This is a genomic window from Pseudomonas costantinii, assembly GCF_001870435.1.
Classification (GTDB): domain Bacteria; phylum Pseudomonadota; class Gammaproteobacteria; order Pseudomonadales; family Pseudomonadaceae; genus Aquipseudomonas; species Aquipseudomonas costantinii.
This window is the reverse complement of record NZ_MDDR01000003.1, coordinates 1-26,852: the sequence shown is the minus strand read 5'-3', so window position 1 is coordinate 26,852 and position 26,852 is coordinate 1. Positions and strand designations below refer to the sequence as shown.

The following is a 26,852-nucleotide window of genomic DNA, read 5'->3' as shown; positions in this document are numbered from 1 at the left end:
TTTTAAGGCATACAAAATATTCCGCAAAGGCATGGATCAGCGTGGGCTGTTTGCGCATAAATTGAGCAATTGGTCCTGCAACGCCTGCCCCGCCGCACCCAAGCCACTGCGGCCATACAACGCCAGCCGTACGCCCTGTATCGCCGGCAAACCACTGTCTTCGCCCAGCACCACATGCCCGACCTGCACCACCCGTTGCGGCAACAAGCTGATGCCTAACCCCGCCGCCACCGCCGAACACACGCTGGCCAGGCTGGCGCTGGAATAGCCGATGCGCCAACGCCAGCCGCCCACTTCCAGGTGATGGAGCATTTCATTGCGATACAAGCCGCCCACCGGAAACGCCACCAATGGCAGCGGGTCACGGCTAAGGGACGGCGTGCTACGGCTGTCTACCCAACACAACGGTTCCGGCCACGAGGCCACGCAGTCGTCGCTGTCACCCATCTGCTTGACCAGCAGCACGTCGAACTCGCCGCCACGGTACTGGCGCTGCAATTCAGGGCCGAGGCCACTGGTGACTTCCAGGCGTACCCGTGGGTAAGCCACGACAAACGCCGACAGCAACGGCATCAGTCGTTCGGCGGCAAAATCCTCCGGCACGCCGAGGCGCAACACGCCGTCGCTTTGCTGGTTGATCAACACGTCGGCGGCCTCTTCATGCAATGCGAGGATGCGCCGTGCATAGGCCAGCAAGCGTTCACCTTCTGCGGTGGCCACCACACGGCGCTGATCGCGATCCAGCAACTGGCACGCCACCACCTCTTCCAGGCGGCGGATCTGTTGGCTCACGGTGGATTGGGTCAAGTGCAGGCGCTCGGCGGCGCGGGTGAAATTGCCGCAGTCCACTACGGCGACAAAACTGCGCAACAGCACGGGATCGAACATGGGCGTCACCATTCTGTTTACCACTGGTTAGCATGGTTATATTTAATTTCAGAATACCTTGGCGGCTGCCCATACTTCACCCTCCATCCTGCCCAGAGGGACTTTCATGAGCGACGATCAACAGTATCTGCAACGCGCTATCGCCCTGGCCCACGCCAACGTGGCTCAAGGTGGCCGGCCGTTTGGCGCGGTGCTGACGCGCAACGGCGACGTACTGGTGGAAGCCGTGAATGAAATCCACCTGACCCAGGACCCCACCGCCCACGCCGAGTTATTGGCGATCCGCGCGGCGAGCCGACAGCTCGGCGCGCGCCTGGAGGGTTGCGTGATCTACGCCAGCGGCCAGCCCTGCCCGATGTGTCTGAGCGCCATGTACCTGTGCGGCGTAGAACGGGTGGTGTTTGCCGCCAGCAATGAAATGGCCGAGCCTTTCGGCCTGTCGACGGCGACGATTGGTCAACAGCTCGGCTTGCCGCTGAACGAGCAACGCCTGCCAAGCCAGCACCTGCCAGACCCAGCCATGACCCACCTGTACCACCAGTGGAAAACCCTGCATGACCCTCAATAAATCCCTCGCCGGCTGGGGCCTGCTGGTGGTGCTCGGCCTGAACCTGCGGCCGCTTCTCAGCTCCATCAGCCCACTGTTGGGCGAGATTCGCCAGGCCACCGGCTTGAGCTTCCAAAGCAGCGCCCTGCTCACCAGCCTGCCGGTGGTGTGCATGGGCCTGGTGGCGCTGGTCGGCATACGCGTGGAAGCGCGACTGGGCGAACGGCGCGGCATCGCCCTGGGCTTGATGATGATTCTGCTGGCGTGCCTGGCGCGCTGGCTGATGGGGCAGGCGTCGACGCTGCTGGTCACCGCATTGCTTGGCGGTGCCGGTGTGGCGCTGATTCAGGCGTTGGTGCCGGCGATGATCAAGCGCGAATTTCATCACCGTGTGCCGGTGGCGATGGGCGTGTACTCAGCGTCGTTGATGGCGGGGGGCGGATTAGCGGCGCTGCTCAGCCCCGTGGTAGCCACGCATTTTCAGCAATGGCAGGCGGGGTTGGGCATTTGGCTGCTACCGGCGTTAGCTGCGTTGTTGCTGTGGGTTTTTTTACCGCTGGGTGCGGCAAAGAGCGCCACAGTGATCCCCGCGTTCAAGGGCCTGCGCAATCGCCGCGCCTGGTTGTTGGCGCTGTACTTCGGCCTGGTGAATTGCGGCTACATGAGCATGGTGGCGTGGCTACCCGCCTACTATCAGCAACTGGGCTGGGGCGTGTTGCCCAGCGGGTCGTTGCTGGCGTTCATGACTATTTTCCAGGTGATCGCTGCGCTGTTGATGCCGGTGCTGGCGCAACGCGGTATCGACCGACGCCCACTGCTCGGTATCAGCCTGCTGGCGCAGACTGTGGGTTACCTCGGCCTGTTGCTGGCGCCGCTGCACTTTCCGCATCTGTGGGTGGCATTGGCCGGCTTCGGCCTGGGCGCGTGTTTTGCCCTGAGCCTGCTGCTGACCCTCGACCACCATCGCGACCCTCGGCAAGCCGGGCAACTGGCGGCCTTCGTGCAAGGCGTGGGCTTTTTGATCAACGCGATTTCGCCGTGGATGACCGGCTGGCTGCGCGAACTCACCGGCAATTTCGCCAGCGCCTGGGTAGTGCTGACGGTGACGGCGGTGGCGATGCTGGTGGTGACGCGAGTATTCAGCCCGACCACCTACCGCACCGCCGCCGTGCCCGGTTAGAAGTCGTAACGCCCTGTCACACCCAACGTGCGGGGCGTGCCCAGCAGGCCTTCATAGCCGCCATTCGAGGCGGTCCACAGGGTGGTGTAGTAGGTTTTGTCGAAGGCGTTTTTCAGCCACAACGACACATCCCACTGCCCCTGTTGATAGTTGCCGCGCAGGCCCGTCGACAGGTTAACCACCGCGTAGGCAGGAATCTGCCCGTAGCTGGAATCCTCAACCGTGCCCACGGCCTTGGAGCGGAACGCATAGCTGGCGGTCACGTAAGGTTCTAAGCCGTTATCCAGGTTCCACTTGTACTCACCGTTTGCGTTGGCGATCCACTTCGACGCACCGACCACTTGATGGCCCGTCAGGTCGCATGACGCCGGTGCACCTGGACGCAGGCTCACTTCCGGCGGGCACGGCGCATCCTTGTAAGACAGGTAACGCACATCGTTGAACGAGCCGTTGAGGTTCAGCGTCAGGCCCTTGATCGGCACCAAGGTGCTTTCCACTTCAACGCCACGCGAGCGCACCGACCCGGCGTTGGTCAGGTACTGCACACGGTTGTCCTGGTCGTAGGCATTGGTCTGGTAGCCGTTGACCTGGGTCCAGAACAGGTTGGCATTGAGCTGCAAGCGACGGTCCCACAGCGTGCTCTTGAAGCCGAGTTCGGCGTTATTGGCGCGCTCGGTGCCGATCAGCAATGAGTCGGCCCCGGCAGTCGGCGCAGACCCCACCGCCAAGTTGACCCCGCCGGATTTTTCGCCGTGGGACAAGGTCGCGTAGCCCAGCAGGTTTTCGTTGAAGTGATAGCTGAGGTTCAGCAGCCCCGACGGCGTGGCGCTGTACTGATTGAGGTCGCCCGAGTCATACGCACCGGCACGCCCACGCCGCGCGGTGGCCGCAGCGCCCGTGACTGTCGCGCCACCCACCGGGGCATTGCGAGTGACCCAGGCGCTTTTCTCTTCATAGGTGCCGCGCAAACCGGCAGTGAAATCCAGACGTTCGGTCAGGTGCCAAGTGCCTTGGGCGAACAGCGCAAAACTGTCGGTGCGGATATGCCCGTTGCCGACGCTGCTCACATTATTCAGCGCGCCGGTGGGCGTGCCGTTCCAGATATCGGCCTTGGGTCCGTAATAGGCGAAGGATTTGTTATCCAGCGAGTTGCCGAAGTAATAGGCACCTAGCACGTAATCGAAGAAACCACCGGTAGGCGAGGCCAACCGGAACTCCTGGGACCACTGTTTATCTTCCACCGACACGCCGGCGTTGTAGGCTGCCGGCACGTTGAGACCGTCATCGTTGCGTGGGGTGAAATTCCACCAGCGATAGGCGCTGACCGAGGTCAGGGTGAAGTCACTTGGCAGGGTCCAGTTGGCCTCCAGCGACGTGCCGCCCTGGAACACAGTGACGTGCTGGTCGCTGTCCAGGTTGACCTTGCGCTGGGTGCCATCTACCAATGTCGCCCCCGCCGCCGCTGCCCGGGATTGATAGAGGTTGGTACCGTTGATGGTCGGCCCGGTGCTGTACAGCACGCGGGTGCCGGCGCTGGAATCTTCCTCGTTGTAGTCACCAATCCAGCGCGCGTTGAACGTCTCGCTGGGCTTGTACAGCAGTTGCCCACGAAAGCCCTGGCGTGAGCCGCCGTTGAGATCATGGCCGTCGTATTCGTTCTTGATGTCGCCATCGCTGCGCGTGCGATAGGCCGAGAAGCGCCCCGCCAAATCCTCTGTAAGTGGGCCGGAAAGGGTGCCCTTGGTCTGGAAATAACCGTCCTCGCCCAACGAGGTTTCGATGCTGCGCTCCGGGGTAAAACTCGGCGCGCGGGTGCTGATATTGATCACACCCGCCGTGGTGTTTTTGCCGAACAACGTACCTTGCGGTCCCCGCAACACCTCAAGCTGCTCGATGTCCATCAAGTCAAACACCGCCATCCCCGGCCGCCCGAGGTACACGTTGTCGATGTACAGCCCCACGCTGCCTTCCAGGCCATCGCTGGCCGGGTTGTTGCCCAGGCCGCGAATCGACACGCTGGATTGACGCGCATGCATATAGGCGACGTTGACGCTGGGCACCAGTTGCTGCAAATCCTGAATCCGATAAATCCGCTGGCTCTCCAGCGCCTGGCCGCCGATCACACTCATGGGCGTCGGCACTTCCTGGGCGCTTTCGGTACGCCGCCGGGCGGTCACGGTGACCGTCTCAAGCTGGCCGCTGGCATTTTCGCCCTTGCTTGCCGGCGCGGGTGTTTCGGCGGCCTGGGTCGGCGACCAACTGGTGCTACCGGCCACCAACATGGCCAGGGGCAAGGACTTCAACAGACTCATAAGCGGCTCCGGAACCCGGAAATATCCAACAACCGATATTCCCTTAGGTTATTTATTTATGTTTTTACGAACATTTACTGCATAAGAGATAGCCTTTATAAGGAGTCGACCTAATGCATAGCCAATGCATTTCCCCGATATTTTTGATGTGAAAAATGCATATCGATTTGCGCCAGCTTCGCCACTTCATCGCCCTCGCCGAACAACGCAGTTTTGTCGCGGCGGCGTTGGCCGTGAACCTGTCGCAATCGGCGTTCAGTCGCAGCATCCAGGCGTTGGAACACAGCGCCGGTTGCCAACTGGTAGATCGCGGGCGCAAGGACCTGGCGCCGACCAAACAAGGCCAGGTACTGCTCGAACATGCGCGGCGTCTGGTCAGCGGCGCGCAGCAACTGGCCAACGAGATCAGCCAGTTCAATGGCCTGGAGGCGGGTGAGTTGCGCTTCGGCTGTGGCCCGGCACCGGCGGCCGGGTTGATCCCCCGCGCCATCGGCAGTTTTATCGGGCGTTACCCCAAGGCCCGCGTACAGTTCCAGGTGGATGACTGGCAAAGCCTGAGCAAACGCCTGCTGAGCGAAGAGTTCGAATTCTTCGTCGCCGACACCCGCCACTTCGAAGCCAACCCCGACTACCACACCCACCGCCTGCGCGCGCGCCGTTGGTATTTTTGCTGCCGCGCCGGTCACCCGTTGGCCGGGCGCGACAGCGTGAGCGCCGCCGAACTGATGAGTTACCCGCTGGCCGTGACCATTCGCCCGCCGAACCTGCGCAAGGTCATCGTCGACCTCAGCGGTCGCCCCGATTACCTGCCGAATGTGGAATGCGAAAACGGCTATAGCCTGATGGGCGTGGTGTTGCGCTCCGACGCTATCGGTATCGTCAGCGCCAACAGTGACGTGTTGCACATGGCGAGGGGTGAGCTGGTGTGTTTGAAGATTGATGGGCTGGCTGAGGACCTGGAGGAACGGTATACCCGCTATGGCATCGTCAGCCGTGCGGGGTATCGGTTGTCACCGTTGGCGGAGGCGATGATCGAGCAAATCAAACAGATTGATGAGCAAGATGAGGATGTGTGCGCGCTGGAGAATGTCGCTGTTTGACCTGGCGCTATCGCTGGCAGCCGCACCCATGCACTCACTGCATAAAACCCAGTCCCCGAATGCACTTGCCAGCACCCCATCCGAGCGGCGAAAAACGCTGCCTGTCCTCCGTTCGGTGAAACCCCATGTCTCAACCAAAACCCGTGCGCAACGTGCTGTACATCATGTGCGACCAACTGCGCCGCGATTACCTGTCGTGCTATGGCCACGCCCATTTGCACACGCCGAATATCGACCGGCTGGCCGCTGCCGGTGTGCGTTTCAGCCGCGCCTACACCCAAGGCACGATTTGCGGGCCGTCGCGGATGTCGGCGTATACCGGGCGTTATGTCAGCAGCCACCAGGTAGCGTGGAACGCAGTACCACTGCCGCTGGAAGAGCTGACGATTGGCGATTATCTGCGCCCCCACGGCATCCGCACTGCGTTAGTGGGCAAGACTCACGCCACGCCGAATCTGGATGCCTTGCAGCGCTTGAACATCGACCCCGACAGCGCCCAGGCCGAGCCGCTGAATGAAGTCGGGTTCGATGCCTATTTCCGTCACGACGGCATCTATCCCGACAGCCCGCTGTTCGACGACAAACGCGAGTCCGCGCCCTACACCCACTACCTGCGCGAGCAAGGCTACAGCGGCACCAACCCGTGGCATGAATGGGCCAACGCCGCAGAGGGCGAAGGCGGCGAAGTGCTCAGCGGCTGGCACATGCGCAACGCCGGGTTGCCCGCACGCGTGGCGCAAGAACATTCGGAAACCGTCTACACCACTGACCGCGCCATCGACTTTATCGACGAGCAAGGTGAGCAACCGTGGTGCCTGCACCTGTCCTACATCAAACCGCACTGGCCCTATATTGCACCGGCGCCGTATCACGCGCTGTATGGCGCAGAGCACATCCAAGCGCCCATTCAACCTGGAAACGCCAGCGACCACCCGGTGTACCAAGCGTTCCGGCAGCATCAGGAGAGTTTGAATTTTTCCCGTGACGAGGTGCGGCTCACGGTAATTCCAACCTACATGGGCCTGATCAAACAGATCGACGATCAATTGGGGAAGTTGTTCGACTTTCTGCAAAGCAACGGCCGCTGGGACGACACGCTGATCGTGTTCACCAGCGACCACGGCGACTTCCTCGGCGATCATTTCCTCGGCGAAAAAGAATTTCTGCTGGAGCCTGCCGTGGGCGTTCCATTGATCGTGCGCGACCCACGCGCCAGCGCCGATATCAGCCGTGGCACAGTGGACGCGCGTCTTGTCGAAACCATCGATGCCCTGCCGACCTTCCTCGATGCCTTAGGCCTGCCCGCTGCCGACCATCGCCTAGAAGGCCGCTCGCTGATCCCGCTGCTGCACGGTGAACACACCCCCTGGCGCAACTATGCCATCGCCGAATACGACTACGCCTTCCAGGCCCCGGCCCGCGAGCGCCTGGAGCAACCCATCGACCGCTGCCGCATGACCATGGTGCGCAGCGAGCGCTGGAAATACCTGGCCTATGACGGCTTCCGACCGCAACTGTTTGACCTGGAAAACGACCCGCAGGAATTACACGACCTGGGCACCGATCCGGCGTATGCCGAGGTACGCGAGACCCACCTGGGTTATCTGTTCGAATGGTTGCGCGGGCTGAAGCGACGCACCACCATCAGCCACACAGAAATCGATCTACGTGGCCAACGGTTTCGTTATGGTGAGCCGGAGGCGGAGAAAGTGGTGCAGATAGGCGTCTGGTAAACACCACATTTGGACCTGTGCTCGCTTAAAGACCTTTGGTGGTTTTGCTGGTTTGCCCTTGCACGCCCACCGGCACATCACCCTTGAGCGTGACCCGACGCACGATGCGCTCCTGAGTACCGTAGTCGTCCACCGCGTAGTGCTGGGTGGCGCGGTTATCCCAAATCGCTACATCGCCCGCGCTCCAGCGCCATCGCACGGTATTTTCCAGACGGGTAACGTGGCTTTGCAGTAGGTTGAACAACTGTGTCGAATCCGCCTGGGAGTAGCCTTTCAGGCGCTTGACGAAGTGCCCCAGCAACAAGGTTTTCTCGCCGCTGACCGGGTGCACACGCACCACCGGGTGCTCGGTTTCGTACACCGTCGAGGTAAATATTTTGCGGTACTCCTCAAGCTTTTCCGCCGACACATCCGGCTTGCGTCCGGCGTAGTCGTATTCGTTGCTGTGCACCGCCCACAGGTTGTCCGCCAACACTCGCAGCTCGGCGCTGAGGTCGTTGTAGGCACTGGCGGTGTTGGCCCACACCGTGTCACCACCGGACTTGGGCGCCAGCACCGAACGCAAGATCGAGGCTTTCGGGTAGGCGTCGACGAAGGTCACGTCGGTGTGCCACGAGTTGGCACGCTGGCCACGGGTGCCATCGAGCTCCAACAGGAATCGCGTGCCGTCACGCACCGGTACCGTCGGGTGGGCAATCGGCTCGCCGAGCAGGTGAGCAAAGGCTTCCTGGCGCTGGTCATCGAGGTGGGTTTGCTCACGAAAGAAGATCACTTTGTACTGCACCAGCGCCTGCTGGATGGCCTCGACGGTGGCGGCATCCAGGTCACCGGACAGTTTGATGCCACGGATCTCGGCGCCGATGCGGCCGGCAACCGGGTGGATGTCCAGCGCTTGGGCGATGGGTTGAACAGCTAATGCGGCGTTGCTCATTGTGATGACCCTCTGGTGCCTGCTGATGATGGGGACGCTTTCCAGCAACGCTCTATTCATATGCAATTTAGGTCTAGCAAGTGAACAAATGCTTCGTTGACGGAATAAGAGCTTGCATTTAAAACCTCAGCTCCCTCGGTCGCAAATGCCTTCGACCTATTTTTCAGATGCCGGGAAAGCATATGGATCTTCGCCAACTGCGGTACTTCATCGCCCTCAACGAACACCGCAGTTTTGTCCGCGCGGCGGACGCGATGGGCATCACGCAACCCGCGTTCAGCCGCAGCATCCAGGGGCTGGAGCAAGAGTTCGGTTGCGTGCTGGTCGACCGCGGCAACAAGGATTTGCGCCCCACGCCCGAGGGCCAGGTGGTGCTGCAACACGCCCTGAGCCTGGTACATGGCGCCGCCTTGCTGAGCAGTGAAGTCACGCGCATGACCAAACTCGACGCCGGCGACCTGCGCTTTGGTACCGGCCCGGCGCCTGCGGTAAAACTGGTGCCGGATGCGGTGGCGCGCTTTATCAGCGCCCACCCGAAAATCCGCACCAGTTTCCAGGTGGATAACTGGGAAAAACTCAGCCGCGCCCTGAGCCGTGAAGAGATCGAATTTTTTATCGCCGACATTCGCCAGTTCGAAAACGATCCGAACTTCCAGACCCGTGCGCTGACGCCCAAGCGCGGGGTGTTTTTCTGCCGCCCAGGGCACCCGTTGCTGGCCAAGGACAGCCTGTCGACCAACGACATGTTTGACTACCCGCTGGCGTCGCCGCTGATCTCCCAGGGCATTCGCAAACTGTTGGCGAACCTCAGCGGGCGCATGGATTTTTCGCCGAGTATTCAGACCGAGCATTTTCCGGCATTGGTGAAGATCGTGTTGCAGTCGAACGCGATCGGCGTAGGCACCGAAGAAGCATTTGCCGAAGACATCGCCAGGGGCGCGCTGGTGCTGCTGCACTGGCGCAACCTGCCGCAGAACTTGGAGACCATGAGTGCGCGGTGCGGGATTGTCAGCCGCACCGGCTCACGCTTGTCGCCGGCGGCGAAGGCGATGATTGAGACGTTGGTGGAGGTGGACCGCCAGGAGGTTAGTGTGGCGGTTTAAAGGACCTCATTGATCATTCCCACGCAGAGCGTGGGAATGATCGGGTCGCCAAAAACCTTAGAGCCCGGCAGCCGCCAGATTCGGCGCCACCCAATCACTCACCTGAAACGACTTGCGAATCAGCTTTTCTTTCGAAGCCAAATCCACCGCATCCTGCAATTTTCCAAGGAACACCGGGTCCAGAGTCGATGGAAAAATCTCGCTGAGTTTCTCGTTTTTCAAATCACTGCTCAGGATCACCGGTGGATAACTCGCCAGTCCCGACACCAACTCGATGTAAGCCTGCTTGTTGTTGTCATCGGTCAGCCATTGCACAGCCTGCTGTTGGGCCTTGAGCAGTTGGGTGATGACCTCGGGATGCTCATCGACAAATTTGGCGCTGCCCACCAGCACCGCCTGGATGCTGCCCGCTCCTCCGAGATCCTTGGTGGTCAGCGGCAGCTCAGCCAAGCCCTTGGCTTGCAATGCACTCAAGTTCGCACCGCCCCAGGTGGCATCAATCTGCTTGGCGGCCAGCGCGGCACCGGCAGCGTTGAAGTCCAGGTTGATAACTTTCAGGTCTTTCTCACTCAAGCCCTGGCTGGCCAACGCGCTGTCGAATGACAACTGGCTGGCCGTGCCACGAAACACCGCAACGCGTTTGCCCTTGAGGTCTTGCAACGTCTTGATACCGGAACCCGGCACCACACCGAGGTACTGTTTCACGTCGCGTGCCGTGGCACTGAGCAAGCGAGTATCCAGGCCATTGGAGCGGCCGATGATCGCCGCCAGATCGCCAAGATAGGCTAGGTCCACCTGGCCATTGGCGAAGGCTTCATTGATCACCGGGCCTGCGCCCTTGAAGTAATTCCACTGGATCTTGATGCCCTGATCGGCGAAGGCTTTCTCAAAGATCTGCTGTTGGCGCAACACGTCCGTTATACCGCCGCCGCTGTGCTGACTGCCCGCGCTGAGATCGGGCACGGCAATCCGGATTTCCTTGAGGTCGGCAGCGTGTACCAACCCGGCCAGGGCGGTGCCCGCGAACAGGGTGATCAGACGTTTGAAGGGCAGTTTCATAAGCGCAGCTCCTTGTGGGCGAGGGTCGCCTGGGGAGCAGAAAGTAGGCACAACCGAGTCAAAACTTTAAATACTATAAATTCACAATTTAATAGCTTTTTGGACTATGCGAGCTAAAACGCAGGCTCCAGAGGGCTATGCATAAACAGCATCGAAAATATTCTCCGAATGCATTGGATGCGCATTGAGCTGCGGCTTTAAATGACTTTTCTTATCCCTCAATCATCTTGATTACGTTTTTATAAGATCAAAATCACATAACGCCCTCGGCGACAACGGAGGTCCTCCATGGCCCGAATTTCACTTTTGAGCCTACCTCTCGCGGCCCCCTCCAACGGCACTGCGCCGCGCTGGCCGAAGCTGGGCGAGCGCCTACTGCCGTGGCTGCTGCCGCTGGCGCTGTTTGCGCTGTGGTGGCTGGCCAGTCGCAATCATTGGATGAGCGAACAGATTCTGCCGCCGCCGTCGCTGGTATGGAGCAGCGCGGTGGAGTTGGCTGGCGGCGAGTTGTGGAGCCACCTGGCGATCAGCTTGCAACGCTTGTTCTGGGGGTTGCTGGCCGGTATCGGCGCCGGGGCTTTACTCGGTGCTCTGTTGGGTTTCAGTGCACGGGCCGAGCGCCTGATATTCCCGACGTTCAGCGCGCTGTCGCAAGTGCCGACCCTGGCCTGGATCCCGCTGTTCATGGTGTTTTTCGGCATTGGCGAAACCTTGAAACTGGTAGTGCTGGTGAAGGCGATTGTGGTGCCGGTCACCCTGCATACCCTGGTGGGCGTGCGCGACGCCCAGCCCAATTTGCGTGAAGCCGCACGCGTGCTGCGCCTGCCCACTCACCTTTTGATTCGCCGCCTGATCCTGCCCGCCGCGCTGCCGGCATTCATGGCCGGGGTGCGCCTGGCGCTGGCAGCCGGATGGACGTCGTTGCTGGCGGTGGAGTTGCTGGCCTCCAGCGAAGGCATCGGCTACCTGATGGTGTGGGCGCGGCAGTTGTTCATGCTCGATATCGTTTTCGTGTGCATCGTGGTCATCGGCGTACTGGGTGTGGTGATGGATCGCGGCATCGGCTGGCTGGACCGCAAATGGGTGCACTGGCCGCACCCGGCCACCGCGCAGATTCGTCGCGGCCCGCGCTATCAAGGCTGGCAGCACCTGCAACCGTGGTTGCCACCGCTGCTGTTGTTCGCGCTGTGGCAAACAGCGACACACCACGGTTGGGTCGACCCGAACATTCTGGTCAGCCCGTGGGCGGTGCTGCAAACCACCGCAGCGGGCGTCTTGGATGGCAGCCTTTGCGGCGCCCTTGGCAAAAGCCTCGGGCGCACCTTGGGTGGGTTGATTCTGGGCGGCGGCTTGGGCTTCGTCATGGGGCTGTGGCTGGGGCTGTCGCGGCGCAGTGAGCGGGTACTCGGCCCGACCCTGGCCGCGCTGCGCCAGATCGCGATTTTTGCCTGGGTGCCGTTGCTCACCGCCTGGTTTGGCCTGGGCGAATTGGCTAAATGGGTGTTTATCGCCCTCGCCGCCTTCTTCCCGTTGTTTATCGCCACCCAACGCAGCGTGCTGAACCTGTCGCCGCAGCTGCGCGAGGCGGCGCAAGTGCTGCGCCTGAACCTGTTCCAACGGCTACGGCGACTGGTGTTGCCAGGCGCCGCAGCGGGCATTTTCGCCGGCCTGCGCCTGAGCCTGATCTATGCCTGGCTGGGCACCATCGGCGCGGAATATTTCATGCCGTCCAACGGCGGTATCGGCAGCCTGATGATCGGCGCCCAACAACTGCTGCGCATGGACCTGATCATGAGCGGCATGCTCTTGGTCGGCCTTACCGGCGCAGCCCTCAACCTTATCGGCCAACGCATCGAAACCCGCGCCACCCGCTGGAGACACGCATGAACGCACCTATCGTCAGCTTCAACCATGTGGGCAAGACCTTCGATGTCGACGGCTTCGAACTGGAGGCCATTCGTGAATTCAACCTGGAGATTGCCGAGGGCGAATTTGTCGCTATCGTCGGCTCCAGCGGTTGCGGTAAATCCACCCTGCTGCGTCTGCTGGTGGGCCTTGATACGCAGTTTCGCGGCGAGATCCAAGTCGACGGCAAAGCCGTCAGCGGCATCGGTGGCGAGCGTGGCATTGTGTTCCAGGAACACCGTTTGTTCCCCTGGCTGACGGTGGCGGAGAACATCGGCCTGGGCCTGGTCAACGAGCCGCTAAGCGAAGCCGAGCGCAACCGGCGCATCAGCGATTTTATCGAGCTGGTAGGCCTCACTGACTTCACCCGCGCTTATCCGCATCAACTGTCCGGCGGCATGGCGCAACGGGTGGCGATTGCCCGTGGTTTGGTGGCGAGCCCACGCATTCTGTTGTTGGACGAGCCGTTCGGCGCCCTCGATGCATTGACCCGCCAACAGATGCAGGACGAACTGTTGGCAATCCGCGCTCGCGCCAAGATCACCACGGTGCTGGTGACCCACGATGTGGAAGAGGCGATTTTCCTCGCCGACCGTGTGGTGGTGATGGAGCCCCGCCCCGGGCGGATCAAGCAAGTGGTGGACATCGCCCTACCCCATCCGCGCCAGCGCAGCAGTTTCGAATTCCACCAATTGCGCGAAGAACTGCTGCACGAACTGATCAGCGACGACCACTACCAGCCGCCGCTGCGCGAGCAGATCCGCGACCTGCCGCTGGCCTTCATTGCCTGCTAAAAAACCGCCTGCCAGAAAAGGAGTGCCTTAATGCCGCAACGTCCCAATTTCCTTGTGATCCTGGCCGATGACATGGGTTTCTCCGACCTCGGCGCGTTTGGCGGGGAAATCTCCACGCCGCACCTCGACGCCCTGGCGCTGAACGGCCTGCGCCTGACCGACTTTCACACCGCACCCACCTGCTCACCCACCCGCTCAATGCTGCTGACCGGCACCGACCACCATATCGCCGGTATCGGCACCATGGCCGAGGCACTGACCCCGGAGCTGATCGGCAAACCCGGTTACGAGGGCTACCTCAACGATAAGGTGGTAGCCCTGCCGGAACTGCTGCGCGAGGCCGGTTACCAGACCTTGATGAGCGGCAAATGGCACCTGGGCCTGACCGCCGAACTGGCGCCGCATGCCCGTGGCTTCGAGCGTTCGTTCTCGCTGTTGCCGGGGGCGGCCAACCACTATGGTTTCGAGCCGACCTACGATGACACGACGCCCGGCCTGCTCAAGTCCACCCCGGCGCTGTACATCGAGGACGACACCTTCGTCGAGCAACTGCCAGAGGGTTTCTACTCATCGGATGCGTTTGGCGACAAGCTGCTGCAGTACCTCAAGGAGCGCGACCAGGCGCGGCCGTTCTTCGCCTACTTGCCGTTTTCCGCGCCGCATTGGCCGTTGCAGGCCCCCGCGGACATCGTCGATAAATACCGTGGCCGCTACGACGCAGGCCCCGAAGTGCTGCGCCTGGAGCGCCTGGAAAAACTCAAGGCACTGGGGCTGATCGACGCCGATGTGGAGCCGCATCCGCTGATCGAACTGAACACCCAATGGGCCGCCTTGAGTGACGAACAGCGCCAAGTGTCGGCGCGGGCGATGGAAGTGTATGCGGCGATGGTCGAGCGCATGGACTGGAACATCGGTCGGGTGGTGGAGTACCTGCGCAAGCAGGGGCAACTGGATAACACCTTCATTGTGTTCATGTCCGACAACGGCGCGGAAGGTGCGCTGCTGGAAGCTTTCCCCAAGTTCGGGCCAGAACTGCTGACCTACCTGAACCAGCATTACGACAACCGCCTGGAGAACATCGGGCGCGCCAACTCCTACGTCTGGTATGGCCCGTCGTGGGCGCAGGTGGCGACCGCGCCGTCACGGCTGTTCAAGGCGTTTACCACTGAGGGCGGAATTCGCGTGCCAGCGCTGGTGCACTACCCCCGGCTGTCGCTCAAGGGTCGCATCAGTCACGGGTTTGGCACGGTGATGGATATCACGCCGACTATTCTGGATTTGGCCGGTGTGCGCCACCCTGGGAAACAGTGGCGCGGCAAGCCGGTGGCACCGTTGCGGGGTAAGTCGTGGCTGGGCTTCTTGTCCGGCGAAACCGCCGAGGTGCACGACGAGCACACCGTCACCGGCTGGGAGCTGTTCGGCCGCCGCGCGATTCGCCAGGGTCAGTGGAAAGCCGTGTACATCCCCGGCCCTGTGGGGCCGGCGACTTGGCAGCTGTATGACTTGGGCCAAGATCCGGGAGAGATCCATGACTTGGCCTTGAGCCACCCGGACAAACTGGCGACGTTGATCGGCCACTGGCAGCAGTACGTGGACGAAACCGGCGTGATACTCAGCGCATCGCCGTTTCAGCCGGATTGAGCTGGGCGTCGGGGCGCTCCTGGCGCTCAAGTCGATTGGCCCGGGCGAACGTGCCGAAATCATTGAAGCGCACACCCATCTGCGCCATCACTTTGTGCGCCACCTTGGCCGTCATCTGCCGGATGTAAAACGGCTCCTTCACCACAAAATGGTGGATGCCGTGGGTGCTGCCGAAGTTGAAGCAGAACGCTTGCAACGGCCACATCCACCACGGGTTGAGCACCTGGGTTTGCTGGATCACATTGCCCAGCTCCACATCGCCGTAGTAGTGCATGTTGGAGCTGACAAAGTGCAGGCAAAAGGTGCGCAGCACGTTGGGGCCGATGATCACCACGGCGGCGATATCGATCACCTGCATCATCTGTAAGGTGCCGGCGGACCATTCAATCGGCGTGCCCATCAGGCTGGCGATGCCATTCGCCGCATGGAAGCCGAGAAACACATACCACGCGCCCCAATGCAGCAACGCCAGCGGCGCATACACCAGCAGCGAGCGCTTGAGAATCTTGAGTTTGTGGTTCCAGGTCTTGGCGCGCAGCATGCGAATAAACGCCGACATCACGTTATCGCCCACCATCAGCAAACGCGCGAAGCCCCAGGGCTCACCGTTGGTGATGGCGCGCTCTTCCATATCGGTCTCGGTGCCGGAAACCTTGTGATGGTTAAGGTGCAAATGGCGACGTATCCACGGGTTGATGGTGCTCGGCCTCGCCAGCCACACCAGCCCCATCATCAGGTTGTGCGGCACGCGCTGTTTGCGAAAGTACATGCTGTGGATCAGGTCGTGTTCCAATTCGTGGGTCAGCGAGGCGAGGAAGGCGTTGAGCAACAGGCAGGCCCACCACGCCATATGCCCGGTGATGTAGAGGGCCGCCGAGCCGAGCATGCCGACTAACGCAAACGCCAGGATGCCCGCGCCCAGCGCGTCCTGATGCAGCAGCCAGGGGTGTTGCTGGCGCAACCTGACGCCTTCGGCCAGCACCACTTCACGGATTTGCGCTGAACGTTGTTGCGCGTTCATCTGTTGGGGACTTGCAGAAGTACCGTCCATGCTTCCATCCTCTGGTTATTGATGTGTCTATCCTGCCCCAAGCGATCCGGCAGGACGCTAGCTCCGGACGCCAACCTGTTGACCGCAAGCGCCAATCGCCATGACTGAACCCACCTCCCTCGCCAGCTGGACCCGCGCCTTGCGCAAACAGCTCGACGCCCTGGACCTCGACAGCGCGGCGCTGTGCGCCCAGGCCGGGCTCGACCCGCAACTGATGGACGACCCCAACGCGCGCTACCCGTTGTCCGCTACCACGCGCCTGTGGGAGCTGGCGGTACAGGCCAGCGGCGATCCGGCGATTGGTTTGCGAGTGTCGCGGTTTGTCAGCCCCACCACCTTTCATGCGCTGGGCTATGCCCTAGTGGCCAGCGGCAGTTTGCGCGAAGTGTTCGAGCGCATCGTGCGCTATCACCAGGTGGTCAGCGATGCCCTGACGCTGGAGCTTAGTCGAGACGGCGAGCGCTATCGTTTTCGCCTGCTGCAACCCACGGGGAGCCCGGCGCCGGCGCGAGAGGCCATCGATGCGTTTGCGGCGATCTACGTGCGCACCTGCCGCAACCGTCTAGGCCGCGACTATGCGCCGCTGGCGGTGTACTTGCAGCGGCCGGAACCGGCTGATCCCAAGCCATGGCACAGCGTGTTTCGTGCGCCGGTGTTTTTTGGTGCCCAAGAAGATCGGCTGGAATTTGCGGCCCATGACTTCGACAGCCATCTGGATGACGCCAACCCGGAGTTGGCCGAACACAATGAAACCGTGCTCAAGCGCACCCTCGCCCAACTGCAACCGCTGACCTGGGAGCGCAAGGTGCGCAGGGTCATTGAGGCGCAACTGCCGGATGGCGAGCCGAGTGCCGAACGGGTTGCCCAGGCGCTGCACCTGAGCCTGCGCAGCTTGCAGCGGCATCTGGCGGATGAAGGGTGTCGGTTTGATGCGTTGCTTAATGAGTGCCGGGAGAATTTGGCGTTGTTGCACCTGCGAGACCCACAGTGTTCGTTGGCCGAAGTCAGTCATTTGCTGGGGTTTGCCGATACCAGCAGTTTTAATCGGGCATTCAAGCGGTGGACGGGGATCACGCCAGGGCAATTTCGGGATGGGTTGCGATAGATGGATTTGTGGTGGTTATGAGGGCCATATCGCGGGCAAGCCCGGCTCAAATGTGGGAGCTGGCTTGCCTGCGATGGCGCCAAATCAATCAGCGCGCACGATCGCGCCGCAATAATTTCTTAACCCGTGCCACTAATGCCTTGGCCTCAAACGGCTTGAGCAAATAATCATCCTCATGCAGCTCCAACCCGCGCAAGCGGTCCTCAATCCCGCCCGGCGTGGTCAAGAACAACACCGGCGTTTCACCCTTCAACCGAATCGCCTGCTGCAACTTCCAGGCATTCAACCCGGGCAGCATCACATCCAGGATCACCAGGTCGTACTCGGTGCTTTCAACAAAGCGCAACGCCGCCATGCCATTGGCCGCGACTTCCACGGTGTAGCTGGCCTCGTTCAAGCCTTGGGCCATCCGCAGCGCCTCGTCGGATTCATGTTCCACTAACAGCACGCGCATAACACACCTCGATTAATCAGGCATGCAGGCTAACACTCTCAGGTGTGCGCCGCCTCACGCAGCCGCTGTATGTCGAGAATCTCAATCTCGCCATAGCCCAAACGCACGACGCCTTGAGCTTGCAGGTCCTTGAGCAACGCATTGGCAGTCTGGCGCGACAGGCTCAACATCGCCGCCAGGTCTTCCTGGGGCAGTTGCAGCACGCGGCGCGAGTGTTCGATGTCGCCATAGCCTTCAACGATCATCAATAACCGATGGGCCAATCGAACCGACGCAGGCATCAGGCTCAGTTGCTCGATGTTGATAAAGCTCAGGCGCAGTTTCTGGCTCATCAGCAACGCCAGGTCGCGCCAATACTGCGGGGTTTCATCGAGAATGCTCAGCAGTGCCTGCTGCGGCACCTGCAACAGCGTGCACGACCCCACGGCGCAGGCGTCATGGGTACGCGGTAAGCCGTCGAACAGGCAAATTTCGCCGAACCAGTAAGGCAACTCCACCAGGCTCAATATCGCTTCCTTGCCGTGCTCATTCACCGCGCTGATGCGCAGGCTGCCGTCGAGCACCGCATACAAGCCACAGGGCGGGTCGCCGCGTTTGAACAGGTATTGCCCCGCCGTCAGCTGCCGCAGCCGGGCCTGGGCCAGCAAGCTATTCTGAAACGCTACAGGCAGGTGGCTGAACCAATGACCGGTGGCCAGCTGTGGGTGCCATTTCTCTGCGTCCATGAGAACTCCGAAGATTGTCGCCCAGCTGACAGTCAGTCGCAGGCTGACAGGGCATGATCAAACATCCTACAGGAGGAACAACAATGAAAAGCCTCGTCGACCACCTCAGTCAATACGCCGCCTACCACCGCGACCCGCGCAATATTGCCAGCCACTTTATCGGCATCCCGCTGATTGTGGTGGCCGTGGCGGTGCTGCTATCACGCCCCGAATGGGCGGTGGGCGGGCTCTGGCTCTCGCCGGCAGTGATTTTGGCGCTGTTTTCGGCGTGGTTTTACCTGCGCCTGGAACTGGCGCTGGGCGTGCTGATGACGGTGCTGATGGGCTTGTCGGTATGGGCGGGGCATGTGCTGGCGGCGCAAAGCACAATGGTGTGGCTCAGCAGCGGCATCGGGATGTTTGTGGTGGGCTGGGTGATTCAGTTTGTCGGGCACTACTACGAAGGTAAAAAGCCGGCGTTTGTGGATGACGTGTCGGGGCTTATCGTCGGGCCGCTGTTTGTGGTGGCTGAGTTGGCGTTTCTGGTGGGGTTGCGGGGGGATTTGAAACAGCAAATTGAGGCGCGGTCCGGGCCGGCGGCTCGCCGGGTTGATCGTTCCCACGCTCTGCGTGGGCATGCAGCCCAGGACGCTCCGCGTCCCAAAGCGTGACGCAGAGCGTCACAAGAGGCGTTCCCACGCGGAGCGTGGGAACGATCTTTATGTCAGGCTTTTTGCCACACCTTGGGTTTGAAGAACAGGGTCTCGCCACGGGCCAGGCCGGTCAGGCTGTCGTGGTCTTTCACCACTTCGGCTTCGATCAGCTCGCTTTGGCCTTCGACCTTCAAGGTCACCCGAGTCGTTGCACCGAGTGGGCGGATATCCCGCACCTCAGCCGCATGGTGATCTTCCAGTTCATGGCGCGACAGCGACACTTCATGCGGACGGAACAACACGTGGTTGTCTTCACCCAGGTGCAGACGGTTCGAATCACCGAGGAAGTGGTAAACAAAGTCGCTGGCCGGGTTTTCGTAGACTTCACCCGGTGAGCCGATCTGCTCGATCACACCCTTGTTCATCACCACGATACGGTCGGCGACTTCCATGGCCTCTTCCTGGTCGTGAGTCACGAACACCGAGGTCAGGTTGATGTCTTCGTGCAGGCGCGCCAGCCAGCGGCGCAGCTCTTTACGCACCTTGGCGTCGAGGGCGCCGAACGGTTCGTCCAGCAGCAACACTTTTGGTTCTACCGCCAGTGCACGGGCCAGCGCGATACGCTGGCGCTGGCCACCGGAGAGTTGCTCCGGGTAGCGATCGGACAGCCAATCCAATTGCACCATGTTCAGCAGTTCGTGAACCTTGCTCGCGATCTGGCTTTCAGTCGGGCGCTGGTTTTTCGGCTTCATGCGCAGGCCGAAGGCGACGTTGTCGAACACGGTCATGTGGCGGAACAGCGCGTAGTGCTGGAACACAAAACCGACGTTGCGATCACGCACGTCGTGGCCGGACACGTCTTCACCGTGGAACACGATGCTGCCGGCATCCGGGGTTTCCAGGCCGGCGATGATGCGCAGCAAGGTGGTCTTGCCGCAGCCGGACGGGCCGAGCAACGCCACCAGCTCGCCACTCTGGATATCCAGATTGATGCTGTTCAGGGCCTTGAAGGCGTTGAAATTCTTGCTGACATTACGGACTTCGATCGACATGACTTATTCCTCAGCCGCACCGGCGCGCAGGCGATTTATACGGTTCTCGCTCCACTGCTTGAGCAGCAGGATGAAGAGCGCCAGGATCAGCAACAGACTCGCCACCGCAAACGCGGCAACGTGGTTGTATTCGTTGTAGAGAATCTCGACGTGCAGCGGCAGGGTATTGGTCACGCCGCGAATGTGGCCGGACACCACCGACACCGCGCCGAACTCACCCATCGCCCGTGCAGTACACAACACCACGCCGTAGATCAGGCCCCATTTGATGTTCGGCACGGTCACATGCCAGAACATCTGCCAGCCATTGGCGCCCAGCAGGCGCGCTGCCTCTTCTTCCTGGGTGCCCTGTTCCTGCATCAGCGGGATCAGCTCACGGGCTACGAAGGGCACGGTGACGAAGATGGTCGCCAGCACGATGCCGGGCAAGGCGAACACGATCTGGATGTCATGCGCTTGCAGCCATGGGCCGAAGAAACCCTGGGCGCCGAACATCAGCACATAGACCAAACCTGCGATCACTGGCGATACCGAGAACGGCAGGTCGATCAGCGTCACCAGGATGCTCTTGCCACGGAACGAGTACTTGCTCACGCACCAGGCGGCGCTGACCCCGAACACCACGTTGAGCGGCACTGAAATCGCCACGGCGATCACCGTGAGTTTCAGCGCCGACAGCGCGTCGGGTTCGAGGATCGCCGTGAAGAACGCGCCGAGGCCATTCTTCAAGCCCTGGGTCACCACGATCAGCAGCGGCAGTAGCAGGAACAGCGCGAACACCAGCCAGCCAAGGCTGATCAGGATGCGTCGGGACACCGCGCTGCCACGACGGGCAGCGTTGGCCGAGGACGCGGCGGAAATAGACGATTGGGACATGTTCCGCGCCTCCTTATGGACGTTCGATGCGCCGCTGCAACAAGTTGATCAGCAGCAGCAGGACAAAGGAAACCACCAGCATCAGCACGCCGATAGAGGTGGCGCCGCGGTAGTCGTACTGGTCGAGTTTGACCATGATCAGCAGCGGCAGGATCTCGGTTTTCATCGGCATGTTGCCGGCGATGAAAATCACCGAACCATACTCGCCGACACCGCGGGCGAAGGCCAGCGCAAAGCCGGTCAGCCAGGCGGGTAGCAACGCGGGGACGAGGATGTAGCGGAATACCTGCAACGGCTTGGCGCCCAGGCAGGCAGCGGCTTCTTCGATTTCCCGGGGGATATCGGCCAGTACCGGCTGCACCGTGCGCACCACGAATGGCAGCGTGACGAAGGTCAGTGCCAGGGTGATGCCCAACGGGGTGTAGGCGATCTTGAAGCCCAAGTCCGCAGCAAACTGGCCGACCAGACCGTTGGGTGTGTACAACGCGGTCAGCGCGATACCGGCGACGGCGGTGGGCAGCGCGAACGGCAAGTCGATCATCGCATCGATGATCTTGCGGCCGGGGAAGGTATAGCGCACCAGCACCCAGGCCAGCAGCGTGCCGATCACACCGTTGATGATCGCGGCGTACAACGCCGTGCCGAAGCTCAGTTTCAACGCCGCCAGCACGCGCGGGGCGGAAATGATGGCCCAGAACTGTTCCCAGGTGAGTTGAGCGGCATGTACAAACATCGCCGCGAGGGGGATGAGTACGATCAGGCTGAGGTACACCACGGTGTAGCCCAGCGTCAGCCCGAAGCCGGGTATGACGGGGGAAATACGACGCGACATAAGAGTCCTTGGTTAGCGGAACGGACACGCAAAGCCCGCAGGTGAATGCGGGCTCTGTGGGCTGCTTAGTTCACGGCTTACTGCGCCGTGTAGATCTGGTCGAACACGCCACCGTCATTGAAGAATTTCGGTTGGGCAGTTTTCCAGCCGCCGAAGTCTTTGTCGATAGTCACCAGGTCCAGTTTCGGGAACTGCTGAGCGTATTTGGCGGCAACTTTTGCATCGCGTGGGCGGTAGAAGTTCTTCGCCGCAATCTCCTGGCCAGCCGGGCTGTACAGGTGTTTCAGGTATTCAGTCGCGATCTCGGTGTTGCCCTTTTTCTCGGCGTTCTTGTCGACCACGGCCACCGGCGGCTCGGCCAGGATCGACAGGGAAGGCACGACGATGTCGAACTTGTCAGCGCCGCCATCTTCTTTCAGGGCCAGAAAGGCTTCGTTTTCCCAAGCCAGCAACACGTCACCTTGACCGTTGTTGACGAAGGTGATGGTCGAGCCGCGAGCACCGGTGTCCAGCACAGGCACGTGTTTGAACAGCTCTTTCACGTATTCCTGGGCCTTGGCTTCGCTGCCACCGGCTTTCAGGCCGTAGGCCCAGGCGGCGAGGAAGTTCCAGCGTGCACCGCCGGAGGTTTTCGGGTTCGGGGTAATCACCGAGACGTCTTTCTTGATCAGATCGCCCCAATCCTTGATGCCTTTAGGGTTGCCCTTGCGCACCAGGAACACGATGGTCGAGGTGTACGGGGTGCTGGCGTCCGGCAGACGGGTTTGCCAGTTTTCCGGCAAGGTCTTACCCAACTTGGCGATTTCGTCGATGTCGCCGGCCAGGGCCAGGGTCACTACGTCGGCGCGCAGGCCGTCGATCACCGCCCGGCCTTGTTTGCCCGAACCACCGTGGGATTGCTGGATCTTGACGTTGTCACCTGGGTGCGACTGTTTCCAGAAGTTGGTGAACTCAGCGTTGTAGTCCTGGTACAGCTCACGGGTAGGGTCGTACGAGACGTTGAGCAACTCGTAGTCCTTGGCAACGGCGGAACCGGCAAACACGGCACTGGCCAGTGCAGCCAGGGCGTAACGGCGAATCGACGACATAGAAGGCTCCTGAAATTCTTGGGTGTTGGCTTTTTCTTATAGTTGCGGGTCTAGCTAGCATGCGAATCGCCGGTGGTGCTTAAGCCGGTTTGTTACCTGGGTTCTGCAAACGGAATTTTTCTTTGCGTTCGATCTGAACCACTTGGGCGTTGTGCACAGTGATTTCCACCGCGCCAAACCGCAGATCGCGCAAGGCGCTCTGGATCTCACGCAAAATAGCTGCTTCGTCCTGGCCGTCGACGCTACGTAGAGATGCGCTCATGGTCTCGCTCCTGAAATGAATAGTGCCTCGCAGTGGCGGCACTGCTTGTGGCGTGAGGGCGATAGTAGATAAGCGGGGATATTCTTAAAAATACTATTTAAGAATGTTTATATAACCAGAAAGAATTTTCTGGCAGGACGTGGGGTTGCGAGGGGTTTCAGCGTGAAAATACTGATACATGGTCACTGCTGAACCCTGTGGGAGCTGGGCTTGCCCGCGATGGCGGTGTGTCAGGCACTGTATATTTCGACTGAAAGTCCCTCATCGCGGGCAAGCCCGCTCCCACATTTTGAGCGCATTTCAAATTCGGATGGCGGGCGCCCTCGCCCAATCAATCTCCTGAGCCGGCATCGGCCGCCCAAACCAATACCCCTGCCCCATATCGCACTCCTGATCCAACAGGAACCGCGCCTGGTCCATCTGCTCAATGCCTTCTGCTTGCACCTGCATGCCCATGCTTTTGGCCAGAGCAATCACTACACGCACGATAGCCGCGTCATCCTCATCCCACGGCAACCCGGCGACAAAGCCCTGGTCAATCTTGAGCTTCTGTACCGGCAAGCGCTTGAGGCGCAGCAGCGAGGAATAGCCGGTGCCGAAGTCGTCGATGGCCAGGCGTATGCCAAGCTCACGTAGGCGGTGCATCTGCTCAAGGGCCACTTCGGGGTCGTGCATCACCGCGCTTTCGGTGACCTCCAGTTCAAGGAAGGCCGGATCAAGGCCGGTAGCGTGCAGCACTTGGGCGACTTGCTCGTACAGCTCGCGCCGGGCAAACAAACGGCTGGAGACATTAACGGCAATAAAGCTCAGTGGCACACCGTCAGCCAGCCATTGGCACATCTGGCGGCAGGCCTGATCCATGACCCAGGCGTCGATGTCGGCAATCAGCCCGGTGCGCTCAGCGATGGGGATAAATTCGCCAGGCGGCACCAGACCGCGCCCCGGGTGTTGCCAGCGCACCAGCGCTTCGACGCCAATCAGGCGGCTGCCTTGCAGGTCATGCACGGGTTGGTAATAGACGCGCAGCTCTTGCTGATCGAGGGCACGACGCAGTTCACCGGCGATTTCCACGCGGTTCTGGGCGTGAGCCGTCAGCTCTTCGGTGTACAACGCATAGCCTTCACGACCGGCGCTCTTGGCCTTGAATAGCGCGGAATCCGCGTTGCGCAGCAGTTGCTCGGCGCTCAGGGCGTCGCTGGGGAACAGGCTGATACCAACGCTGACGCTGATAAACAGTTGATGGCCGTCAAAAATGAACGGCTGCTTCATTGCATCAAGAATGCGTTGTGCCAGTGCGGCCGCCTGCACCACTTGTGGACAACTTTCCGCCAGCACCGCGAATTCGTCCCCACCCAGGCGTGCCAGGGTCACTCCGGAGCCGAACAGGCCTTTGAGCCGCTCGCCGACTACCTTGAGCAACTGGTCGCCGACGTTATGACCGAGGCTGTCGTTGATGATTTTGAAGTGATCCAAGTCCAGCAACAGCAAAGCGCAGCCGCGTTTGTGCGCTTGCGCCGAGGCCAGTGCCTGCTCGGCGCGGTCGGTGAACAACAGGCGGTTGGGCAGGTCGGTCAGCGGGTCGTGGTGAGCGAGATGCGCCAGCTCGTGCTCGGAATCCTTGATGGCGCTGATATCGGAAAACACCGCGACGTAATGGCTGACGTTGCCTTGATCATCGTGGATCACGCGGATGGTTTGCCACTGTGGATAAATTTCACCGCTTTTGCGTCGGTTCCAGATTTCGCCGCTCCATTCACCCGTGCTTCCCAGGGTCTGAAACATTTGCTGGTAAAAATTCGACGAATGGCGCCCTGATTTGAACAGACTTGGCCGCTCCCCGATGACGTCTTCGCGGCGATAGCCGGTGATCTCCATAAACGCCCGGTTGACGTGCACGATCAGCCCCTGGGCGTCGGTGACCAGCACCCCTTCGCGGGTGCAATCAAACACGGCAGCAGCCTGTTGCAGGCGCTCGCGGTTTTCTTTCAAGGGTTGTTGCAGTTGATGGGCACGAGCAAAACGGGCGCACATCAGATAAATAGCCAGCGCGCTGAGGGCCACCCAAACATAGCCGCGTATCTGCAGCCAGTGCCCTAACTCCTGCGGCTCATCGAGAAAGTTGATCAATAGTTGGTTGCTGAGCTGGAGCCACACAATGGAAACCAGCAGGTATACCAGCCCCGTACGTAGGGCACCTCGGTATGAAAACAGCATATGGTCAGTAATCCTTACCAAAAAAACAGCATCGCCCTACAAAGGCTGCGGATTATAGAATAAGAAACATCCAGTCACTCCTATCTGAAAGGGTGGCTGGTTTTATCTGTGGGCTTAGTGATAATGCGTGAGCTGTTTTTTTCTTTATCTGAGGGCCATACAGCCTATGTGGTACAACGGTTTTCTTGACCTGTCAGCCTGGCAACTGGTGGCAGTCACGCTGTTGATGACCCACGTGACCATCGTTGGGGTCACCGTCTATCTGCACCGTTATTCAGCCCACCGCTCCCTGGAGCTTAACGCCGGCCTGAAACACTTCTTCCGCTTCTGGCTGTGGCTGACCACGGCGCAGAACACCCGCGAGTGGACCGCCATCCACCGCAAACACCACGCCAAATGCGAAACCGTCGACGACCCGCACAGCCCGGTCATTAAAGGTCTGTCCACCGTGCTGCGCAAAGGTGCCGAGCTGTACCGTGCCGAGGCGGAAAACCCCGAGACCCTGCGTATCTACGGCAAGAACTGCCCGGACGACTGGATCGAACGCAAAATCTACACGCCCTACCCGCTGCTGGGCGTGGCGATCATGGGCGTGATCGACCTGCTGCTGTTCGGCACCATCGGCATCACCATCTGGGCGATCCAGATGATGTGGATTCCCTTCTGGGCTGCCGGCGTGATCAACGGCCTGGGCCATGCCGTGGGCTATCGCAACTTCGAATGCCGTGACGCAGCGACCAACCTGGTGCCGTGGGGCATCATCGTCGGCGGCGAAGAGCTGCACAATAACCACCACACCTACCCCAACTCGGCCAAGCTGTCGGTGAAAAAATGGGAGTTCGACCTGGGTTGGGCGTGGATCAAGGTGTTCAGCTTCCTGCGCCTGGCCAAGGTGCAGCGCGTCGCGCCTATTGCCCACCGCGTGGAGGGCAAGGGCCATCTGGACATGGACACCGCCATGGCGATTCTCAACAACCGCTTCCAGATCATGGCCCAGTACCGCAAGTTGGTCATCGGCCCGCTGGTCAAGCAGGAGCTGGAGAAAGTCGATCATTCGGTACGCCACCAGTTCCGCCGTGCCAAGCGCCTGCTGTCGCGTGAAACCAGTTTGCTGGATGACCGCCACCATGTGCGTATCCAGAGCATGCTGGAACACAGCCAATCGCTGAAAGTGATCTACGAGAAGCGTCTGGCGCTGCAACAGATCTGGCTCAAGACCAGCTCCAATGGCCACGATATGTTGGCCGCGATCAAGGAATGGGTGCACGAGGCCGAAGCCAGCGGTATCCAGTCCCTGCGCGATTTTGCCCACCAATTGAAAACCTACTCACTGCGTCCCGCGGCGGTCTGACTGGGTGCCCGCTCGCC

Annotated in this window: 24 protein-coding genes; 11 read left to right on the top strand and 13 right to left on the bottom strand. The window is 60.8% G+C overall.

Translation table 11 applies throughout. From position 1 onward, the window contains the following. Window positions 1-36 precede the first annotated feature (36 nt). Complete coding sequence (locus BFL40_RS00215) at window positions 37-888, bottom strand: LysR family transcriptional regulator (protein ID WP_071482517.1); 852 nt, start codon at window positions 886-888, stop codon at window positions 37-39. 106 nt (window positions 889-994) lie between these two features. Between BFL40_RS00215 and BFL40_RS00210 the strand changes: the two genes are divergently transcribed. Further along, a complete protein-coding gene (locus BFL40_RS00210) occupies window positions 995-1,456 on the top strand; it encodes a nucleoside deaminase (protein WP_071482516.1) in 462 nt (153 codons plus the stop codon). Then, window positions 1,443-2,615 carry a CynX/NimT family MFS transporter gene (locus BFL40_RS00205; protein WP_071482515.1) on the top strand — a complete coding sequence of 391 codons (1,173 nt, stop codon included), beginning with the start codon at window positions 1,443-1,445 and terminating at the stop codon, window positions 2,613-2,615. Before BFL40_RS00210 ends, BFL40_RS00205 begins: the two co-directional genes overlap by 14 nt. Here BFL40_RS00205 and BFL40_RS00200 read toward each other — a convergent pair. After that, window positions 2,612-4,927, bottom strand: a complete 2,316-nt coding sequence (locus tag BFL40_RS00200) for a TonB-dependent receptor (RefSeq protein WP_071482514.1) — start codon at window positions 4,925-4,927, stop codon at window positions 2,612-2,614. The genes BFL40_RS00205 and BFL40_RS00200 overlap by 4 nt on opposite strands. Before the next feature lie 155 nt (window positions 4,928-5,082). On the opposite strand from BFL40_RS00200, the gene BFL40_RS00195 reads away from it, so the two are divergent. Further along, on the top strand, window positions 5,083-6,027 hold the full coding sequence (locus BFL40_RS00195) for a LysR family transcriptional regulator (protein WP_071482513.1): 945 nt from the start codon (window positions 5,083-5,085) through the stop codon (window positions 6,025-6,027). A gap of 125 nt (window positions 6,028-6,152) precedes the next feature. Next, the gene (locus BFL40_RS00190) at window positions 6,153-7,760 is read left to right on the top strand and encodes an alkaline phosphatase family protein (RefSeq protein WP_071482512.1); all 1,608 of its coding nucleotides are present in this window, start codon (window positions 6,153-6,155) and stop codon (window positions 7,758-7,760) included. 25 nt (window positions 7,761-7,785) lie between these two features. Here BFL40_RS00190 and BFL40_RS00185 read toward each other — a convergent pair whose 3' ends face one another. Continuing rightward, the gene (locus BFL40_RS00185; RefSeq protein WP_071482511.1) at window positions 7,786-8,691 is read right to left on the bottom strand and encodes a TauD/TfdA dioxygenase family protein; all 906 of its coding nucleotides are present in this window, start codon (window positions 8,689-8,691) and stop codon (window positions 7,786-7,788) included. A gap of 182 nt (window positions 8,692-8,873) precedes the next feature. On the opposite strand from BFL40_RS00185, the gene BFL40_RS00180 reads away from it, so the two are divergent. After that, window positions 8,874-9,794 carry a LysR family transcriptional regulator gene (locus tag BFL40_RS00180; protein ID WP_071482510.1) on the top strand — a complete coding sequence of 307 codons (921 nt, stop codon included), beginning with the start codon at window positions 8,874-8,876 and terminating at the stop codon, window positions 9,792-9,794. Between the two features lie 57 nt (window positions 9,795-9,851). On the opposite strand, the gene BFL40_RS00175 is transcribed toward BFL40_RS00180, so the two are convergent. Next, on the bottom strand, window positions 9,852-10,853 hold the full coding sequence (locus BFL40_RS00175) for an ABC transporter substrate-binding protein (RefSeq protein WP_071482509.1): 1,002 nt from the start codon (window positions 10,851-10,853) through the stop codon (window positions 9,852-9,854). 288 nt (window positions 10,854-11,141) lie between these two features. On the opposite strand from BFL40_RS00175, the gene BFL40_RS00170 reads away from it, so the two are divergent. From BFL40_RS00170 to BFL40_RS00160, 3 genes are read left to right on the top strand one after another with little or no spacing between them, the layout of a single operon-like run. Continuing rightward, window positions 11,142-12,740 carry an ABC transporter permease gene (locus tag BFL40_RS00170; RefSeq protein WP_071482508.1) on the top strand — a complete coding sequence of 533 codons (1,599 nt, stop codon included), beginning with the start codon at window positions 11,142-11,144 and terminating at the stop codon, window positions 12,738-12,740. Further along, on the top strand, window positions 12,737-13,552 hold the full coding sequence (locus BFL40_RS00165; RefSeq protein WP_071482507.1) for an ABC transporter ATP-binding protein: 816 nt from the start codon (window positions 12,737-12,739) through the stop codon (window positions 13,550-13,552). The genes BFL40_RS00170 and BFL40_RS00165 overlap by 4 nt, the downstream gene beginning before the upstream one ends. 30 nt (window positions 13,553-13,582) lie before the next feature. Next, complete coding sequence (locus BFL40_RS00160) at window positions 13,583-15,193, top strand: arylsulfatase (RefSeq protein ID WP_071482506.1); 1,611 nt, start codon at window positions 13,583-13,585, stop codon at window positions 15,191-15,193. On the opposite strand, the gene BFL40_RS00155 is transcribed toward BFL40_RS00160, so the two are convergent. After that, a complete protein-coding gene (locus tag BFL40_RS00155; RefSeq protein WP_071482505.1) occupies window positions 15,165-16,244 on the bottom strand; it encodes a fatty acid desaturase in 1,080 nt (359 codons plus the stop codon). The two genes, BFL40_RS00160 and BFL40_RS00155, sit on opposite strands and share 29 nt — an antisense overlap. Before the next feature lie 100 nt (window positions 16,245-16,344). Between BFL40_RS00155 and BFL40_RS00150 the strand changes: the two genes are divergently transcribed. Further along, on the top strand, window positions 16,345-17,349 hold the full coding sequence (locus BFL40_RS00150; protein WP_071482504.1) for an AraC family transcriptional regulator: 1,005 nt from the start codon (window positions 16,345-16,347) through the stop codon (window positions 17,347-17,349). 88 nt (window positions 17,350-17,437) lie between these two features. On the opposite strand, the gene BFL40_RS00145 is transcribed toward BFL40_RS00150, so the two are convergent. Beyond that, the gene (locus tag BFL40_RS00145) at window positions 17,438-17,803 is read right to left on the bottom strand and encodes a response regulator (protein WP_071482503.1); all 366 of its coding nucleotides are present in this window, start codon (window positions 17,801-17,803) and stop codon (window positions 17,438-17,440) included. A 38-nt stretch (window positions 17,804-17,841) separates the two neighbouring features. Beyond that, the gene (locus tag BFL40_RS00140; RefSeq protein ID WP_071482502.1) at window positions 17,842-18,528 is read right to left on the bottom strand and encodes a Crp/Fnr family transcriptional regulator; all 687 of its coding nucleotides are present in this window, start codon (window positions 18,526-18,528) and stop codon (window positions 17,842-17,844) included. Between the two features lie 83 nt (window positions 18,529-18,611). Between BFL40_RS00140 and BFL40_RS00135 the strand changes: the two genes are divergently transcribed. Then, entirely contained in the window at window positions 18,612-19,178 is a 567-nt protein-coding gene (locus BFL40_RS00135; RefSeq protein WP_071482501.1) for an Mpo1 family 2-hydroxy fatty acid dioxygenase, read from the top strand. Between the two features lie 53 nt (window positions 19,179-19,231). Here the strand turns inward: BFL40_RS00135 and BFL40_RS00130 are convergent, their stop codons facing one another. The 6 genes from BFL40_RS00130 to dibA all read right to left on the bottom strand — a co-directional run bounded on the left by BFL40_RS00130 (window position 19,232) and on the right by dibA (window position 25,484). After that, the gene (locus BFL40_RS00130) at window positions 19,232-20,212 is read right to left on the bottom strand and encodes a sulfate/molybdate ABC transporter ATP-binding protein (RefSeq protein ID WP_071482500.1); all 981 of its coding nucleotides are present in this window, start codon (window positions 20,210-20,212) and stop codon (window positions 19,232-19,234) included. A 3-nt stretch (window positions 20,213-20,215) separates the two neighbouring features. Further along, a complete protein-coding gene (cysW, locus tag BFL40_RS00125) occupies window positions 20,216-21,088 on the bottom strand; it encodes a sulfate ABC transporter permease subunit CysW (RefSeq protein WP_071482499.1) in 873 nt (290 codons plus the stop codon). 13 nt (window positions 21,089-21,101) lie between these two features. After that, complete coding sequence (cysT, locus tag BFL40_RS00120; RefSeq protein ID WP_071482498.1) at window positions 21,102-21,920, bottom strand: sulfate ABC transporter permease subunit CysT; 819 nt, start codon at window positions 21,918-21,920, stop codon at window positions 21,102-21,104. Window positions 21,921-21,997: 77 nt separating this feature from the next. Next, window positions 21,998-23,008 carry a sulfate ABC transporter substrate-binding protein gene (locus tag BFL40_RS00115; RefSeq protein ID WP_016975030.1) on the bottom strand — a complete coding sequence of 337 codons (1,011 nt, stop codon included), beginning with the start codon at window positions 23,006-23,008 and terminating at the stop codon, window positions 21,998-22,000. Between the two features lie 79 nt (window positions 23,009-23,087). Beyond that, entirely contained in the window at window positions 23,088-23,270 is a 183-nt protein-coding gene (gene oscA / locus BFL40_RS00110; protein WP_010565387.1) for a sulfur starvation response protein OscA, read from the bottom strand. A gap of 300 nt (window positions 23,271-23,570) precedes the next feature. Further along, window positions 23,571-25,484: a phosphodiesterase DibA gene (dibA, locus tag BFL40_RS00105; protein WP_071482497.1), complete on the bottom strand. Its 1,914-nt coding sequence runs from the start codon at window positions 25,482-25,484 to the stop codon at window positions 23,571-23,573. Window positions 25,485-25,650: 166 nt separating this feature from the next. On the opposite strand from dibA, the gene desA reads away from it, so the two are divergent. Continuing rightward, window positions 25,651-26,835, top strand: a complete 1,185-nt coding sequence (desA, locus tag BFL40_RS00100; protein ID WP_071482496.1) for a delta-9 fatty acid desaturase DesA — start codon at window positions 25,651-25,653, stop codon at window positions 26,833-26,835. Window positions 26,836-26,852: the final 17 nt, after the last annotated feature.